The organism is Belnapia sp. AC561 (genome assembly GCF_979252845.1).
In genome coordinates this window covers 14,257-29,809 of the sequence record NZ_CEEDBP010000032.1, presented here as the reverse complement: position 1 = coordinate 29,809, position 15,553 = coordinate 14,257, and the positions used below count along the sequence as shown (strand labels likewise).

13 protein-coding genes are annotated in these 15,553 nt (G+C 71.1%); 9 read left to right on the top strand and 4 right to left on the bottom strand.

Annotated features, from left to right (window positions below):
• Positions 1–83: 83 nt before the first annotated feature.
• Complete coding sequence (locus AC0IW9_RS22175; RefSeq protein WP_471650481.1) at positions 84–803, top strand: response regulator transcription factor; 720 nt, start codon at positions 84–86, stop codon at positions 801–803.
• Between the two features lie 63 nt (positions 804–866).
• Here AC0IW9_RS22175 and AC0IW9_RS22170 read toward each other — a convergent pair whose 3' ends face one another.
• Both AC0IW9_RS22170 and AC0IW9_RS22165 read right to left on the bottom strand, forming a co-directional pair.
• Positions 867–1,238 carry a hypothetical protein gene (locus AC0IW9_RS22170; protein WP_471650480.1) on the bottom strand — a complete coding sequence of 124 codons (372 nt, stop codon included), beginning with the start codon at positions 1,236–1,238 and terminating at the stop codon, positions 867–869.
• A 116-nt stretch (positions 1,239–1,354) separates the two neighbouring features.
• A complete protein-coding gene (locus AC0IW9_RS22165) occupies positions 1,355–1,648 on the bottom strand; it encodes a hypothetical protein (protein WP_471650479.1) in 294 nt (97 codons plus the stop codon).
• 164 nt (positions 1,649–1,812) lie between these two features.
• Between AC0IW9_RS22165 and AC0IW9_RS22160 the strand changes: the two genes are divergently transcribed.
• Positions 1,813–6,792: an AAA family ATPase gene (locus AC0IW9_RS22160; RefSeq protein ID WP_471650478.1), complete on the top strand. Its 4,980-nt coding sequence runs from the start codon at positions 1,813–1,815 to the stop codon at positions 6,790–6,792.
• A 10-nt stretch (positions 6,793–6,802) separates the two neighbouring features.
• Here the strand turns inward: AC0IW9_RS22160 and AC0IW9_RS22155 are convergent, their stop codons facing one another.
• Positions 6,803–7,321, bottom strand: coding sequence for a helix-turn-helix domain-containing protein (locus tag AC0IW9_RS22155; RefSeq protein ID WP_471650477.1), 519 nt, complete (start codon positions 7,319–7,321; stop codon positions 6,803–6,805).
• A gap of 314 nt (positions 7,322–7,635) precedes the next feature.
• On the opposite strand from AC0IW9_RS22155, the gene AC0IW9_RS22150 reads away from it, so the two are divergent.
• The 7 genes from AC0IW9_RS22150 to AC0IW9_RS22120 all read left to right on the top strand — a co-directional run bounded on the left by AC0IW9_RS22150 (position 7,636) and on the right by AC0IW9_RS22120 (position 14,254).
• On the top strand, positions 7,636–8,286 hold the full coding sequence (locus tag AC0IW9_RS22150; RefSeq protein ID WP_471650476.1) for an isochorismatase family protein: 651 nt from the start codon (positions 7,636–7,638) through the stop codon (positions 8,284–8,286).
• Between the two features lie 26 nt (positions 8,287–8,312).
• A complete protein-coding gene (locus AC0IW9_RS22145; protein ID WP_471650475.1) occupies positions 8,313–8,573 on the top strand; it encodes a DUF1427 family protein in 261 nt (86 codons plus the stop codon).
• Positions 8,574–8,575: 2 nt separating this feature from the next.
• Positions 8,576–8,944: a DoxX family protein gene (locus tag AC0IW9_RS22140; protein ID WP_471650474.1), complete on the top strand. Its 369-nt coding sequence runs from the start codon at positions 8,576–8,578 to the stop codon at positions 8,942–8,944.
• Positions 8,941–10,536 carry an MFS transporter gene (locus tag AC0IW9_RS22135; protein ID WP_471650473.1) on the top strand — a complete coding sequence of 532 codons (1,596 nt, stop codon included), beginning with the start codon at positions 8,941–8,943 and terminating at the stop codon, positions 10,534–10,536. Before AC0IW9_RS22140 ends, AC0IW9_RS22135 begins: the two co-directional genes overlap by 4 nt.
• Positions 10,533–11,915 carry an alginate export family protein gene (locus AC0IW9_RS22130; protein ID WP_471650472.1) on the top strand — a complete coding sequence of 461 codons (1,383 nt, stop codon included), beginning with the start codon at positions 10,533–10,535 and terminating at the stop codon, positions 11,913–11,915. Before AC0IW9_RS22135 ends, AC0IW9_RS22130 begins: the two co-directional genes overlap by 4 nt.
• Positions 11,916–12,000: 85 nt before the next feature.
• Positions 12,001–13,599 (top strand): ATP-binding response regulator, encoded by a 1,599-nt coding sequence (locus AC0IW9_RS22125; protein WP_471650471.1) that lies wholly within the window; start codon positions 12,001–12,003, stop codon positions 13,597–13,599.
• Between the two features lie 4 nt (positions 13,600–13,603).
• Positions 13,604–14,254 (top strand): response regulator transcription factor, encoded by a 651-nt coding sequence (locus AC0IW9_RS22120; protein ID WP_471650470.1) that lies wholly within the window; start codon positions 13,604–13,606, stop codon positions 14,252–14,254.
• Here the strand turns inward: AC0IW9_RS22120 and dinB are convergent.
• A complete protein-coding gene (gene dinB, locus AC0IW9_RS22115) occupies positions 14,251–15,291 on the bottom strand; it encodes a DNA polymerase IV (RefSeq protein WP_471650524.1) in 1,041 nt (346 codons plus the stop codon). The two genes, AC0IW9_RS22120 and dinB, sit on opposite strands and share 4 nt — an antisense overlap.
• Positions 15,292–15,553: the final 262 nt, after the last annotated feature.

Here is a 15,553-nt window from a genome sequence, read left to right as displayed (position 1 = left end):
GAGTGATTGGTGAAATCCAGCATCAACCTGTAGATGATATACATGGTTGGCGATTAGCCCAGCCTTTACCCTTCGGAGCCCCCATGTCCGCCCTTCGCCAGATCCTCATCATCGAGGACGACGCCTCCCTTCGCGCTACCCTGGCCGAGCAGATCATGCTCGGCGGCGAGTTCATGGCTGACGAGGCGGACTCCGCGGCCGAGGCCGAGGTCAAGCTGGCGAGCGCCGATGCGCGCTACGACGCTATCCTGCTGGATGTCGGCCTGCCCGATGCTGATGGCCGCGACTTCTGCGCCAAGCTGCGCCGCGACGGCCGGCGGATGCCGGTCATCATGGTCACCGGCGCCGATGCCGAGCGCGACGTGGTCCGCGGCCTCGAGGCCGGCGCCAACGACTACCTGGCGAAGCCCTTCCGCCTGCCGGAGCTGCTGGCGCGGGTGCGGGCCCAGCTGCGGGTATTCGACAACTCCGAGGACGCGACCTTCCTCATCGGCCCCTATGTCTTCCGCCCCAGCATGCGGTTGCTGCAGGACACCACGCGCAACCGCAAGGTGCGGCTGACGGACAAGGAAACCAATATCCTGAAGTTCCTGTACCGCGCCGGCGGCAAGACCGTCTCGCGCCAGGTGCTGCTGCACGAGGTCTGGGGCTACAGCAACTCGGTATCCACCCATACGCTCGAGACGCATGTCTACCGGCTGCGCCAGAAGCTGGAGGCCGATCCTGCCCGGCCGCGCCTGCTGCTGACCGAGACGGGCGGCTACAAGCTGGACGCCACCGTCTTCCTCGCCGCCGGCCACTGATACGGCGCCATCCGGCTGCGGCTGTCACGGAAGCGAAGCTCCGTGGCAGCCGCGGCAGGAGGCCTAGCCACAGCCGCCCGGCCTCCGGCGCAGGCCGGCCGGCCGGGATTGGCGTGCCATGACGGCCTCGCGCAATATGTCGTCGGACCATTTGCCGACCAGCAGCGGCGCGCCGCTGGCGGCCACCGCATAGGCTTCGATCATGTGGTTGGTGCCGGCGGCGAAGGTGATGGCGAAGACGACGTCCAGCACATCCTGATCTAATTGCAGGCGCACCGGCCGGCGCCATTGGCCGCCCTCGCGGCCGAGCTGGCTCCACTCCCCAAAGGCGACGACATCACCGCCGAAATCGTAACAGCGCAAGCGATGCTCCGCCGCCTTCAGGCGCCGCGCCGCAAGTTGCTGATAACGAATGTTCCGGTTTATCGTCGGCACCGCGCGCTCTCAGGTCACCCGGTGAACCTGGAACACGCCCCGCTGGCAATCCACTAACCGGCGGTTGTGATCTTCGATCGCCTCATACCTGTCATCCCAGGGACGGGAGTGCCGCGCTAGTCGCTGCTGTCGCCGCCGCCATCCCCGTTGCCGTCCCCATCGGCAAAGTCGCCGTCGCCGCTGTCCGATCCGGAATTGCCGCGGGGACCGTGAAGGCCACGCCGGATCAGCATCGCACCACCCACCGCCGTGAAGATGCCGAGGGCGCCGATGTCGCGCATCGGCCGGAAGGCCAGACCGGCGATGACGCCGGCGATGCTGACGACGCCGATCACGGCGCCCCAGGCGATGAGGCCGGGGGACCGCTTGCGCGGCGCCGGCGGGCCGTCGGGAAGTCTCGTGCGCGACACCGGCATGCTCCTGCGGTGAAAGACCATCCGGCCTGCGCCGTGACATGGCACAGCACGCCCAGCCATGGCGCCGCGCCGTCACGATGCTGTAGCCTCGGAAGGACCGGCGGCACCAGACGCCCATCAGGGGCGCCAGCCAGGACGGGCGCGGGGGTACGGCGGACATGCAGCTGGACGGCGACAGTCTCGACCCGTTGCGGCAGGACGAGACCCTCGCCCTTTATCGTGCCCGCCTGCAGGATCAGCCGGGCACGGTGCTGGTGCTGATGCCGGCGACGAATCCGGCCTCGCCCGCGGCACGGCACCGGCTGGCGCATGAATATGCCCTGGCGCCGCAACTCGGCGGCGACTGGGCCGCGCAGCCGCTCGCCTCGATCGTCCATGCCGGGCAGCCCGCCCTGCTGCTGGCCGATGCCGGCGGCGCGCCGCTGGCGCCGGCGACGACCGGGCCGCTGCCGCTCGCGCGTTTCCTGCACGTGGCGCAGGCCGCCGCCACGGCGATCGGGGCGATGCATGCGCAGGGCCTGATCCACAAGGACATCCGGCCGCCGCACCTGCTGGTCGAGCCGGAGTGCCGGGTGCGGCTGACCGGCTTCGGCATCGCCTCCCAGGCGAGGCGGGAACAGCAGGCGCTGGCCGCGCCCGAGAGCATCGCCGGCACCCTTGCCTATATGGCGCCCGAGCAAACCGGACGGATGAACCGCTCGGTCGATACCAGGGCCGATCTCTATGCGCTCGGCGTCACCTTCTACGAGATGCTGAGCGGCATGCGGCCCTTCGAGGCGAAGGAGCCGCTGGAATGGGTGCATTGCCACGTGGCGCGGCCCCCGCCTTCGCTGGCCCCGCTGGTCCGCGGCCTGCCGGCGGCGGTCGAGGCCATCGTCATGAAGCTGCTGGCGAAGCCCGCGGAGGCCCGCTACCAGACCGCCGCCGGGCTCGCCGCCGATCTCGGCCGCTGCCGCCTGGAATTCGAGGCCAGCGGCGCGATCCCCCCCTTCGTCCTCGGCACCGAGGATATCCCCGACCGGCTGATCCTGCCCGAGCGGCTCTATGGGCGGGAGGCGGAGACCAGGGCCATCGCCACCGCTTTCGAGGCGACGGCGGCCACCGGCCAGTCCCGCGCCGTGCTCATCTCCGGCTATTCCGGCACGGGCAAATCGGTGATCGCCAACGAGCTGCGCCCGGCGGTCATGCGCGACCGCGGCATCATGGCCTCCGGCAAGGCGGAGCAATTCCACCGCGACACGCCCTATGCCACCCTCGGCGAGGTGCTGCAGAACATCACCGAACGGGTCCTCGGCACCCCGCCGGCCGAACGCGAGCGCTGGCGCCAGGTCATGCGCAGCGCGCTCGGCGAGGCCGTCGCCGTGCTGCTGCCGCTCGCCCCGGCCCTGGCCACCCTGCTCGGCGAGAGCGCGGCCGCGCAGATCCTGTCGCAGCGGGAGCTGGAGGCCCGGCTGCGCTTCGCCTTCCGCAGCTTCATCGAGATCTTCATCGATGCCGGCTATCCCTTCGTCCTGTTCATCGACGACATGCAATGGCTCGATGCGGCGACTTGCAGCCTCCTCGCCAGCCTCTTCGCCGATCCGCCGCGTTCCGTCCTGCTGCTCGGCGCCTATCGGTCCAATGAGATGGACGATGGGCACCCGCTGCGCCACATGGTCCGGTCGCTGCGCGCCATTGGCTTCCCGCTGCAGGAGATCCGGCTGGACCACCTGGCCTTCGGCGACCTCGCCGGCTTCGTCGCGGACGCGCTGCGCACGACGCCCGAGGATGCCGCGCCGCTCGTCCGGCTGGTGCACGAGAAGACGGCCGGCAACCCCTTCTTCGCCAGCCAGTTCCTGACCGCCCTCGTCGACGAGGGGCTGGTCGCCTTCGACCATGCCGCCCGTGCCTGGCGCTGGGACCTGGCGCGCATCGAAGCCAAGGGGATGACCGACAATGTCGGTGAGCTGGTGGCAAGCCGCCTCGTCCGCCTCGCCGGGCCGACGCGGCGGCTGCTGGTCACCCTCGCCTGCCTCGGCAGCAGCGCGCCGGCCACGCGCCTCGCGCTGGCGCATGGGGTGACGCTGGATGCGGTGCATGCGCTGGCCCAGCCCGCGGTCGCCGCCGGACTCATCGCCCACTCCGGCAGTGCCTATGGCCTGGTGCACGACCGGGTGCAGGAGGCGGTGCATGCGCTGACCCCGCCGCCGGAACGTCCGACGCTGCACCTCGCCATCGCCCGCCGGCTGGTGGCCGGCCTGTCGCGCGCGGCGCTGGAGGAGGCGGTATTCGAGGTTGCCGACCAGTACAACCGCGGCATCGCCGGCATCACCGGCGGGGATGAACGGCGCGATGTCGCCGCGCTGAACCTGCTGGCCGGCCAGCGCGCGCGCGACGCCGCCGCCTTCGCCGCCGCCCTCGGCTATTTCGAGCATGGCTGGCAATTGCTGGGCGAGGCCGGCTGGGCGGACTCGGAACGGCTCTGCTTCGACTTCCGCTACCACATCGCCGAATGCCGCTTCCTGACCGGCGAACCCGAAATGGCCGAGGCGCAGCTCCTGACGCTTGCGGCGCGTGCGCCATGCCGCATCGACCGGGCCACGGTCGCGGCGCTGCGGATCACGCTCTATACCGCACTCGATCGCAGCGACCGCGCCGTCGAGACCTGCCTCGAATTCCTCGCCGAGCTCGACATCCACTGGAGCGCGCATCCGCAGCCGGAGGTAGCCTGGAGCGAGTATCGCCTGCTGCTGCGGCAGATCGGCGACCGGCCGATCGGCGCGCTGCAGGGATTGCCGCGGCTGGAGGATGCGGAAGTCCGCGCCGTCCTCGACGTGCTGGCCGCCGTGCTGCCGCCCGCCTTCTTCAGCGACGAGAATTTCGTCTGCCTCGTGCTCTGCCGGATGGCGATCTACGGCCTCGCGCATGGCAACGGCAATGCCTCGCCGCTTGGCTATGCCTATCTCGGCATGATGCTCGGTCCCTATTTCGGCGACTGGCGGGCGGGCTTCGAATTCGGCCTGCTCGGCCAGGCCCTGGTCGAGGAAGGCGGGCTGGCGCAATACGCCGCCCGCGTGCAGATGTGCTTCGCCTATCATGTCGCGCCCTGGACGCGGCACATCTCCTTCACCCTGCCCCGGTTGCGCCGCGCCTTCGAGGTCGCGGTGCGGGCCGGCGACCTGACCTATTCCGGCTTCAGCGCCTGCACCCTGATCACCAGCCTGCTCGCCGCCGGCGTACCGCTGGCCGAGGTGGAAGGCGTCGCGGTGGAGAAGCTCGCCTTCGTCCGGCGCGCCCGCTTCGGGTTGATCGTCGATATCATCACCAGCCAGCTTTGCATGGTGCGCGGCCTGCGTGGCTACCGGCCCGATCGCAGCGAGGCCGAGGGCGGCGCCTGGGACGAGGCGAAATTCGAGGCCCGGCTGCAGTCGGAGCCGAGCCTCGCCATCGCGGCCTGCTGGCACTGGATCCGCAAGCTGCAGGCGGCGGTGATCCGCGGGGCCTATGCCGAGGCGCTGGAATCCGCGGCACAGGCGGAGCCGCTGCTCTGGACCAGTTTCGGCCACCTGGAGATGGCGGAGTATCACTTCCACGCCGGCCTCGCCCATGCCGCCTGCTGCGGCGGCGCCGATGATGTCGGCCATCGCACGGCCATCGCCAGCCACCGTGAGCAGCTCCGCCTCTGGGCCGAGAATTGCCCCGAGAATTTCGCCGCCCGAGCGGCCCTGCTCGAAGGCGCCGTCGCGGCCATCGAGGGCCGCGGCTTCACCGCCATGCAGCATTTCGAGGCGGCGATCCGCAGTGCCGCCGAGAACAGCCTCGTGCAGGTCGAGGCGCTGGCGCATGAATGGGCTTCCCGCTTCTACCGGGAGAATGGCTTCGCCACCTCCGCCGGTGCCTATCTGCGCAATGCCCGCGACTGCTACCTGCGCTGGGGCGCGACCACCAAGGTGCAGCAGCTCGAGCAGCAGGACCGCGGCCTCGCGGAACAGCTCCCCCTGCCGGGTGCCGGCGCCGAAGGCGGGCTCGGCATGATCGATCTCGCCAGCATGATCCGCACCTCCCAGGCGGTCTCGGGCGAGAGCGGGCTGACGGCGCTGATCCAGACCCTGATGCAGGTCGTGCTGGAACATGCGGGGGCGGAGCGCGGCCTGCTGCTGATGCCACGCGCCAATGAGCTGCGGCTGGAGGCGGAGGCGGCGACCGGTCCGGGCGGCATCACCGTGCGCCTGCCGCAGCGCATCGTGACCGAGACGGAGCTGCCGATCGGCCTGGTGCGGCACGTGCTGCGCGTCCCGGAGACGGTCCTGATCGACGACGCCGCACGGCCCGGCCGCTTCGCCGAGGATGGCTACCTCGCCCGGACCGGCGGCCGCTCCGTCCTCTGCATCCCGCTGCTGCGGCAATTGCGGCTGACCGGGCTGCTCTATCTCGAGAACAGCCTCGCCCCCTATGTCTTCACCCCCGCCCGCGTCACCGTGCTGCAGCTTCTGGCCTCCCAGGCCGCCATCTCGCTGGAGAATGCGACGCTGGAGGAGAAGGAGGCGCTGGTGCGGGAGATGCACCACCGGGTGAAGAACAATCTCCAGCTGGTCAGCAGCCTTCTCAACCTGCAGGCGGCCCGGGTCGAGGATCCGGCGGTGGCCGAGCTCTTCATCGACAGCCGCGACCGGGTCCGATCGATGGCGCTGGTGCATGAGAACCTGTATCGCGCCGGCGACTATGCGCGGGTGCCGATGCGCCACCATGTCGAGACGCTCTGCGCCCAGATCGAACGGGCCTATCGCGGGCGCGAGGGACGCATCCGCCTCGATGTCTCGGTCGAGCCCATCCAGCTCGACCTCGACCGCGCGATCTCCTCCGGGCTCATCATCAACGAGCTGCTGTCGAATGCCTTCAAGCACGCCTTCCCGGATGATGCGGCCGGGCGGATCTCGATCACCGTGTCGCAGCAGGGCGGGGACTGCGTGCTGACCGTGCGCGACGATGGCATCGGCATGCCGGCGGCGCTCGCGGCCGACCTCGATGCCTCGGCGAGCCTCGGCCTGCAGCTCGTCGGCGATCTCGTGCAGCAGCTGCACGGCAGGCTGACGCTCGGCCCGCCGCCAGGGGCCGAATTCACCGTGACCTTTCCGCTGCCGTCGGACGGCGGGGCCTAGCCGGTTCCGCCTATGCGGCAGGCCCGGCCTCGTGGCGCCGGCGCCAGGCCAGGGGCGTCTCCCCGGTCTGCCGGCGGAACAGGCGCGAAAGATGCGGCTGGTCGGACAGGCCGCAGGCCAGGGCGATCGCGCTGAGCGGCGTCGTCGTCCGCAGCATCATCGACTTGGCCCGGGCGATGCGGCGCTCCGTCAGATAGGCATGCGGCGTGCGGCCGAAGCTGCGCTTGAAGGCCCGGGCGAAATGGCCGCGGCTGAGACGCACCTCGGCGGCCAGCCGGTGCAGCGGCACCGGCTCATCGAGATGCGCCTCGATGAAGCGCGCCAGGCGGAGAACCTGCCATCGGGCGAGGCCACCCGCGGCGGCCTGCGTCCCCTCATCCTCGCCATCGGCCGGGTCGATCAGCTGCGCCGCACGGATCAGCGCGCGCGAGGCCGCGCTGCGGTCCCGCGCCAGCAGGTCCTGCGCATCCTGCAGCAGCCGCGATACCAGGGTGGCTCGCAGCCCCGCGGCGGGCTGGAATTGTTCCATGCTTCGATCCGGCATCGGCTCTCGCTCCTTTGGGGGTGATGCCCCTGGCCGGCAGACTGACCGCGATGGCGACGCCGCACTATTCGACATGCGGCGAAGGAAGCACGCCCCAGGTCGCGGGGATCCTAGACCAAGGTCTAGGGGCTGCGCCCGCTGCCACGTCCGCATCCTTCAAATCGGCACCTCAGGCGACAATCACCGCGGCCGGCCGGGCCCTAGCCTTCCTCCGGTCGGGGCAGGGGCAAGCCGCCCGCAGCGTGCCCGGCCTGCTCGCCTTCGCCCGCTGCTGACCCGAAGCACCAAGGAGCCACGCCATGCCCACCGCCACCCCGACCCCCGGCCGCACGCTGCTGACGCCCGGCGACCACACGCTGATCATGATCGACTTCCAGTCGCAGATGGCCTTCGCCACCAATTCCATCGACCCCGTGCTGCTGCGGAACAACGCCGGGCTGGTCGCCGCCGGCGCCGCCGGCTTCGGCGTCTCCACCATCCTCACCACGGTCGCGGAGAAGTCCTTCTCCGGGCCGATGTTCGACGAGGTGACGGCACCCTTCCCCGGCAAGGCGCTGCTCGACCGCACCTCGATGAATACCTGGGAGGATGCGGCGGTGATCGCCGAGGTGAACCGCATCGGCAAGCCGCGCATCGTCCTCGCCGGGCTCTGGACCTCGGTCTGCATCGTCGGCCCGGCGCTCTCGGCCCTCGACCAGGGCTTCGAGGTCCACTTCATCGCCGATGCCTGCGGCGACGTCTCCGCCGAGGCGCATCAGCGGGCGGCGGAGCGGATGATCCAGTCCGGCGCCCGGCCGATGACCGCGCTGCAGTACCTGCTTGAGTTGCAGCGCGACTGGGCGCGCGGCGAAACCTACGACATGACCACCGGCATCGCCCGCCGCTTCGGCGGCGGCTACGGCATCGGCATCACCTACGCCAAGACCATGTTCGGCGCGCACGAGGGCTGAGGCCGGGACGCCGCAGGGAGGCTGCGATGAAGATCCATCTGCTCTCGCTCGGCGCGGGGCTGCTCGTCGGCGTCATCTACGGCCTGATCGGCGTGCGCTCCCCGGCGCCGCCGGTCATCGCCCTGCTCGGGCTGCTGGGCATCCTGGTCGGCGAGCAGCTCGTGCCGGTGGCGCGGCACCTGTTCTCCGGCCAGGCGACTTCGGTCGGCGTGCTCGGCGAGATCTGCAAGCCGCATGTCTTTGGTGAGCTGCCGAAGGGCGGCACGCCGCGCCGCGACGTCGCCTGAGCATGCTGCATCGCCTCGGCCTGCTCGGGCTCTGCGCCGCCTATCTCCAGGGCGGGCTGACCAAGCTGCTCGACTATCCCGGCGCGGTGGCGGAGGCGGTGCATTTCGGCCTGCCGCTGCCGGGCCTCACCGCCGCCGCCACCATCGGGCTCGAGCTGATCGCCAGCGCCATGGTGCTCGGCGGCCGCGGGCGCCGGGCGGGGGCGCTGGCGCTCATGGTCTTCACCCTCGCCGCCACCCTCATCGCCAACCGCTTCTGGTCGTTGCCGCCGGGGCCGGAGCGCTTCATGGCGGCGAATGGCTTCTTCGAGCATCTGGGCCTGGCCGGCGGCTTCCTGCTGGTTGCCCTTCACCCCCGGAAGGACGCATGACCGAAGCCCCCGTTGGCGCCTTCGCGCCGCTCCGCCGTGCCAGCTTCGCCGTGGTCTGGGCGGCGACCATCCTCGGCAATACCGGCAGCTTCATGCGCGACGTGGCCAGCGCCTGGCTGGTGACCGACCTCGGCGCCGGCCCGGCCGCGGTGTCGCTGATCCAGGCGGCGGGGACGCTGCCGATCTTCCTGCTGGCCATCCCGGCCGGCGTGCTGTCGGATATCCTCGACCGGCGGAAATTCCTCATCGCCATCCAGCTGCTGCTGGCCTCGGTCAGCCTCTCGCTGGCCTTGCTGGCCGCTTCCGGCGCCATGTCGGTCGCGGCGCTGGTCGGGCTGACCTTCCTCGGCGGCATCGGCGCCGCGCTGATGGGGCCGAGCTGGCAGGCCATCGTGCCGGAACTGGTCCCGGCGAAGGAGATGAAGCCGGCGGTCGCGCTCAACTCGCTGGGCATCAACATCGCCCGCTCGATCGGGCCGGCGGCCGGCGGGCTGCTGCTCTCGGCGGCCGGCGCCGCCGCGACCTATGGCGCCGATGTCACCAGCTACGCCTTCGTCATCGCCGCGCTGCTCTGGTGGCGGCGCCCGGCCAAGGCCGCGGATACGCTGTCCGAGAATTTCGGCGGCGCCTTCCGCGCCGGGCTGCGCTACGCGCGCTCCAGCCGGCCGCTGCATGTCGTGCTGCTGCGGGCGGCGATCTTCTTCGTCTTCGCCAGCGCGGTCTGGGCGCTGCTGCCGCTGGTCGCCCGCAACCTGCTGGGCGGCGACGCGGGCTTCTACGGCATCCTGCTCGGTGCGGTCGGGGCCGGCGCCATCCTCGGCGCCCTGCTGCTGCCGCGGCTGCGGCGGTGGCTCGATGCGGATGGGCTCATGCTGGCCGCCGCGCTGGCCACCGCGGTGGCGATGGCGGCGCTGGCCCTGGCCCCGCCGCGGCCGGTCGCGCTGGCCCTGCTGCTGCTGCTCGGGCTGGCCTGGATCATCGCGCTGACCACCCTGAACGGCACCGCCCAGGCGATCCTGCCGAATTGGGTGCGCGGCCGGGCGCTGGCGATCTACCTCACCGTCTTCAACGGCGCGATGACCGCGGGCAGCCTCGGCTGGGGCACGACGGCGGAGGTGCTGGGCGTACCCGGCACGCTGCTGCTGGCCGCCGCCGGGCTGGTCGCGGCGGGGCTGCTGCTGCACCGGGTGAAGCTGCCGAAGGGCGAGGCCGATCTCGTCCCCTCGAACCATTGGCCCGAGCCACTGACCGCCGAGCCGGTGCCACACGACCGCGGGCCGGTGCTGATCCTGATCGAGTACCGCATCGCCGCCCGGGACCGCGGCGCCTTCCTGCATGCCATGCATCAGCTTGCCGCGGAACGTCGCCGCGATGGCGCCTTCGGCTGGGGCATCACCGAGGATGCGGCGGATCCGGAGCGGCTGGTCGAATGGTTCACCGTCGAATCCTGGGCCGAGCATCTGCGCCAGCATCACCGCGTCTCCCGCGCCGATGCCGATGTCCAGGCGGAGGCGCGGCGCTTCCACCAGGGACCGGAGGCGCCGGTGGTGCGGCATTTCCTGACCCTCGGCCGGCCGCTCCGCCAGTCATGAGACGGCTGGTCGCCCTGGTCCTGCTGCTACTCCCGGGCCTGGCCGCGGCGCAGCCGCTGGGCGGCTTCCCGGTGCATCGCTTCGACGAGGACTACCGCTTCCTCGCCGACCCCGCCCGGCGGCGCGACGCGCTGGATGCGTTCAAGTACCTGCCGCTCGGTGTGGACGGCAGTTTCCTGACGCTCGGCGGGGAGCTGCGGGAGCGGTACGAGTGGACCCGCAACGGCGGCTTCGCCATCGGCCGCCGCCTGGGCGCGCCGGAGACGAGCGAGGTGCTGCTGCAGCGGCTGATGGCGCATGCGGACCTGCACCTCGGCGCCAACTTTCGCGCCTTCGTCCAGCTCGGCAGCTTCGCCGGGCTCGGCGCCCGCGGCGGCAGCCTGGCGACGACGCAGGAGAATCGCGGCGACCTGGTGCAGGGCTTCGGCGAGCTGATCCTGCCGCTCGGCACGGCGGAGGCACGGCTGCGCACCGGGCGGCAGGAATTGGCCTTCGGCTCCGGCCGGCTGGTCTCGGAACGCGAAGGCCCCAACCTGCGCCGCGCCTTCGACGGCGTCCGCGCCATCGTGGCGCAGCCCGGCGGGCCGCGGCTCGATGCCTTCGTCAGCCGGCCGGTACAGCCGCTGCGGGAGGGCTTCGACGACCGGACCAACCCCGGCGAGGCCTTCTGGGGCCTGTACCTGACGGCGCCGCTCGGCGACACCGGCCTCGACCTCTATGCCTTCGGCACCGAGCGGGAGCGGGCCGGCTTCGCCCAGGGCGTCGCCTTCGAGCAGCGGCAGACGCTGGGCGCCCGGGTCTTCGGCCGCCGCGGCCCCTGGGACTGGGACTGGGAGGCAGCGGGGCAATCCGGCCGCTTCGGCGGGGCGGCCATCCGGGCCTGGACCCTGGCCTCCGATACCGGGATCAGCCTCCCTGCCCTGCCCTGGTCGCCACGGCTGGGGCTGAAGGCGGATATCGCCAGCGGCGACGACAACCCGCGGGACGGCCGTCTCGGCACCTTCAACGCGCTCTATCCGAAGGTGCCCTATTTCACCGAGGCAGGACTGGTCGCGCCGGCCAACCTGATCGATCTCTTCCCCTCGATCCGGCTGCAGCCGGCGCCGGCGGTGACCCTGGAGCTGGGCTGGGACCTGCTGTGGCGGCAGACCACGGCGGATGCCATCTACCGCCCCGTCCCCCTCGCGCCGCTGCGCGGCACCGCCGGCCGGGGCAGCGCCTGGATCGGCCACCAGGTCCAGCTTGCGGCCCGCTGGGGGCTCGGCCGGCACCTGGAACTGCGGGCCTGGCTGGTGCATTTCACCGTCGGCGATACGATCCGGCAGGCCGGCGGACGGAACGTGGACTTCGCGGCAGCCTCGCTCGCCTTCAAGTTCTGAACCGTTCCCGAATCGATACCGCCAGGCGGCACCATGCCGGGGCGGCAGGCTGGACAGGCCGACGGCGGGTGTGGTTTCGTCCGCCATGGTGCATCGCAGCGATGCGCCGGTGCGGCCGGTATGGTCCGGGTCCGCGATCACCCAGGACCACCCACGCCTAGTGACGCCCGCCCGTATCCTGATTGTTGAAGACGATCGGATCGTCGCGCGGGATCTGGCGCAGCAACTCGCGCGCATGGGGCATGTCGTCGTCGGCACCACCTCGCGCGGGGAGGATGCGCTGTCGCGCACGCTCGATACCCGGGCGGATCTGGTGCTGATGGATATCCGACTGGAAGGCGCGGTGGACGGCATCACCGCCGCGCAGCAGATCCGCGACCGCTGCCGCGTCCCGGTGATCTTCCTCACCGCCTATGCGGACGACGAGACCACCCGCCGGGCGGGGGCGGCGGAGCCGCTGGGCTACCTGCTGAAGCCTTTCCAGGAACCGCAGCTGTTGGCGACCATCGAGATGGCGCTCTACAAGCATGCCGCGGACCGCCGGCTGCGGGCCAGCGAGCAGCGCTACGAGACGACCCTCTCCAGCATCGGCGACGGCGTGATCTCGACCGACGAGGCCGCCGCCGTCACCTTCATGAACCCGATCGCCGAGCGCCTGACCGGCTGGCCGCAGGCGGAGGCGCTCGGCCGGCCCCTGTCCGAGGTGTTTCAGATCTTCGATGGCCGGACCGGGGAACGGCTGGAGGATCCGGCGATCCGGGCCCTGCGGGCACGCGCGATCGTCGACCTGCCGCCCAATACCATCCTGCGCGCCCGCGGCGGGCAGGACATCCCGATCGACGACAGCAGCGCCCCAATCCTGGCCGAGGATGGCCAGGTCACCGGCACCGTCCTCGTCTTCTCCGACATGACCGGCCAGCGGGAGGCGGCAGTGGCGCTGCGCCGCGCCGAGGCCGAGTTGGCGCGCGCCTCCCGCATGACCCTGCTCGGCGAATTCGCCGCCTCCATCGCGCATGAGGTGAACCAGCCGCTGATGGCGATCGTCACCAATGCGGAGACCTGCCTGCGCTGGCTGGGGCAGGACCAGCCGGATATCCGCCGCGCCAGCGATGCGGCGCAGCGCGTGGTGCGCAACGGCCATCGTGCGGCGGAGGTGATCGCCAGCCTGCGTGCGCTGGCCAGCAATACCAGCCCGCGGATGGTGCCGCTCGACCTGCCGGCGACCATCGAGGATGCCCTGGTGCTGCTGCGGGCCGAGCTCGATCGCCGCAACATCCTTCTGCAGACCCGCTTCCCGGCGGCGCTGCCGATGGTGACCGGGGACCGCGTGCAGCTCCAGCAGGTGGTCGCCAACCTGGTGATGAATGCCATCGAGGCGATCGGCGAGGCCGAGCCCGAGGCCGAGGCGCGGACCATCTTAATCGAAGTGGACCTGATCGAGGCCGGCACCGAGGCGGAGGGCGAGGTGGTGGTCGCGGTCGCCGACAGCGGCGCCGGCGTCGATGCCGGCATCGCCGTGCGGATGTTCGAGCCCCTGGTGACGACCAAGCCGGATGGCATGGGCCTCGGCCTGTCGATCAGCCGCAACATCGTCGAGGCGCATCGCGGCCGGATCTGGTCGGTGGCCCGGAAGCCGCGCGGGACCATCATCCGCTTCACCCTGCCGCTGGGCGGGAATGGCTAGCCGCGTGCCCGCCGCGCCGCCGCCGCAGCTGGTCTATGTCGTCGACGACGACCCGGACGTGCTGGAGGCGATCGGCGACCTGCTGCTGTCCATCGGCCTGCGCGCCACGCTGTTTCCCTCGGTCGATGCCTTCCTGGCGGCGATGCCGCCGGATCCCTGCGGCTGCCTGGTGCTCGACGTGCGGCTGCCGGGCCGCAGCGGGCTGGATTTCCACCAGGACCTCGTGAAGGCCGGGATCACCCTGCCGGTCATCTTCCTCAGCGGCCATGCCGACGTGCCGATGTCGGTCCGGGCGATGAAGGGCGGCGCCTTCGAATTCTTCACCAAGCCGGTGCGGAACCAGGATCTGCTGGATGCCATCCAGGCGGCGTTGGTGCGGGACCGGCAGCGGCGGGTCGAGACCGAGGCGCGCAGCGCGCTGCGCACCGCCTATGCCCGGCTCACGGCGCGGGAGCGCGAGGTGATGGCCCTGGTCGCCGCTGGCCTGCTGAACAAGCAGATCGCCGCCGAGCTCGGCGTCGCGGAGGCGACGATCAAGCTCCACCGCGGCCAGGTCATGCGCAAGATGGGCGTGCGCAGCCTGGCGGATCTGGTACGGGCGGCGGACCAGCTGACGGGCGAAGGCCAGGCCCAGGGTGCCGGCCTGCCCGGCTAGACCGAAAGCCGCAGTTGCGCCTCGGCCGCCGTCTGCTCGTCGTGCAGCGCCGAAAGCGTCACGCCCAGCAACCGCACGCCGCGGGGCGCGGGAAAGAAAGGCTCCAGCAGCGCGAAGCTCGATTGCTCCAGCTCGCCCTTGCTGGCGACCGGTGCCAGTCCGGTCCGGCTGCGCGTCGCCTGGCTGAAATCGGCATACTTGACCTTGAGCGTCACCGTCCGGCCGCGGACGCCGCTGCCCTCGCAATAGCGCCAGACCTTCTCGATGATCGGGTGCAGCGCCGCCCGGGCCGCGTCCAAGGTCGTCAGGTCGGTGGCGAAGGTATTCTCCGCGCCGACCGACTTGCGCAGGCGGTCGGCCCGGACCGGGCGCTCGTCCACGCCACGGGCGATCCAGTAGTAATAGGCGCCGGCCTTGCCGAAATGCTGCTGCAGGAAAGCCAGGCTTTGGGCCCGCAGGTCCAGGCCGGTATGGATCCCCAGCCGCTCCATCCTGGCGGTGGTCGCCGGGCCGACGCCATGGAAGCGGCCGACCGGCAGGTCCTCGACGAAAGCCGGCCCCAGCCGCGGGGTGATGACGAAGAGCCCATCCGGCTTGCGGTGGTCGGAGGCCAGCTTGGCGAGGAATTTGTTGTAGGAGACGCCGGCCGAGGCGGTCAGCCCGGTCACCTCCCGGATCCTGGCGCGGATGCGCTGGGCGATCTCGGTCGCCGAGGCGATGGCCTGGATATTCTCGGTGACGTCGAGATAGGCCTCGTCCAGCGAGAGCGGCTCGATCAACGGCGTATGCTCGGCGAAGATCCCGCGGATCTGCAGCGAGATCGCCTTGTAGACATCGAAGCGGGGCGGCACGAAGACCAGTTCCGGGCATTTCCGCCGGGCGGTGACCGAGGGCATGGCCGAGCGGACGCCGAATCGCCGCGCCTCGTAGCTGGCGGCGGCGACGACGCCCCGCTCACGCGAGCCGCCGACCGCGACCGGCAGGCCGCGCAGCGCCGGATCGTCCCGCTGCTCGACCGAGGCATAGAAGGCATCCATGTCGATATGGATGATCTTGCGCGGCCGTGCGGCCTGATCCGCCGTGTCTTGGTCTGCCCTGGCCTGGTCCGGCTTGATCTCCGGCACGCTTCCCCCGTCGGATCGCCGATTGGCCCCTGTGATAGCCGGAGAAATCGCACATCCGGGATGCGGCGTCCCGATTTTCAGCAAGGCCAGGCTGGGGCCGGAGGCGGCCCTCGGCAACCCAGGGTGGTTGCAGCCGCAATTTCAATCGCGCCCAATCCCCATTGAGAGTAAAGAA

Bases quoted from the DNA above. Each gene is read 5' to 3' on its own strand.
- AC0IW9_RS22175 (WP_471650481.1), top strand. From the start codon at position 84: ATGTCCGCCCTTCGCCAGATCCTCATCATCGAGGACGACGCCTCCCTT.
- AC0IW9_RS22160 (WP_471650478.1), top strand. From the start codon at position 1,813: ATGCAGCTGGACGGCGACAGTCTCGACCCGTTGCGGCAGGACGAGACC.
- AC0IW9_RS22155 (WP_471650477.1), bottom strand. From the start codon at position 7,321: ATGGAACAATTCCAGCCCGCCGCGGGGCTGCGAGCCACCCTGGTATCG.
- AC0IW9_RS22150 (WP_471650476.1), top strand. From the start codon at position 7,636: ATGCCCACCGCCACCCCGACCCCCGGCCGCACGCTGCTGACGCCCGGC.
- AC0IW9_RS22145 (WP_471650475.1), top strand. From the start codon at position 8,313: ATGAAGATCCATCTGCTCTCGCTCGGCGCGGGGCTGCTCGTCGGCGTC.
- AC0IW9_RS22140 (WP_471650474.1), top strand. From the start codon at position 8,576: ATGCTGCATCGCCTCGGCCTGCTCGGGCTCTGCGCCGCCTATCTCCAG.
- AC0IW9_RS22135 (WP_471650473.1), top strand. From the start codon at position 8,941: ATGACCGAAGCCCCCGTTGGCGCCTTCGCGCCGCTCCGCCGTGCCAGC.
- AC0IW9_RS22130 (WP_471650472.1), top strand. From the start codon at position 10,533: ATGAGACGGCTGGTCGCCCTGGTCCTGCTGCTACTCCCGGGCCTGGCC.
- AC0IW9_RS22125 (WP_471650471.1), top strand. From the start codon at position 12,001: ATGGTGCATCGCAGCGATGCGCCGGTGCGGCCGGTATGGTCCGGGTCC.
- dinB (WP_471650524.1), bottom strand. From the start codon at position 15,291: ATGGATGCCTTCTATGCCTCGGTCGAGCAGCGGGACGATCCGGCGCTG.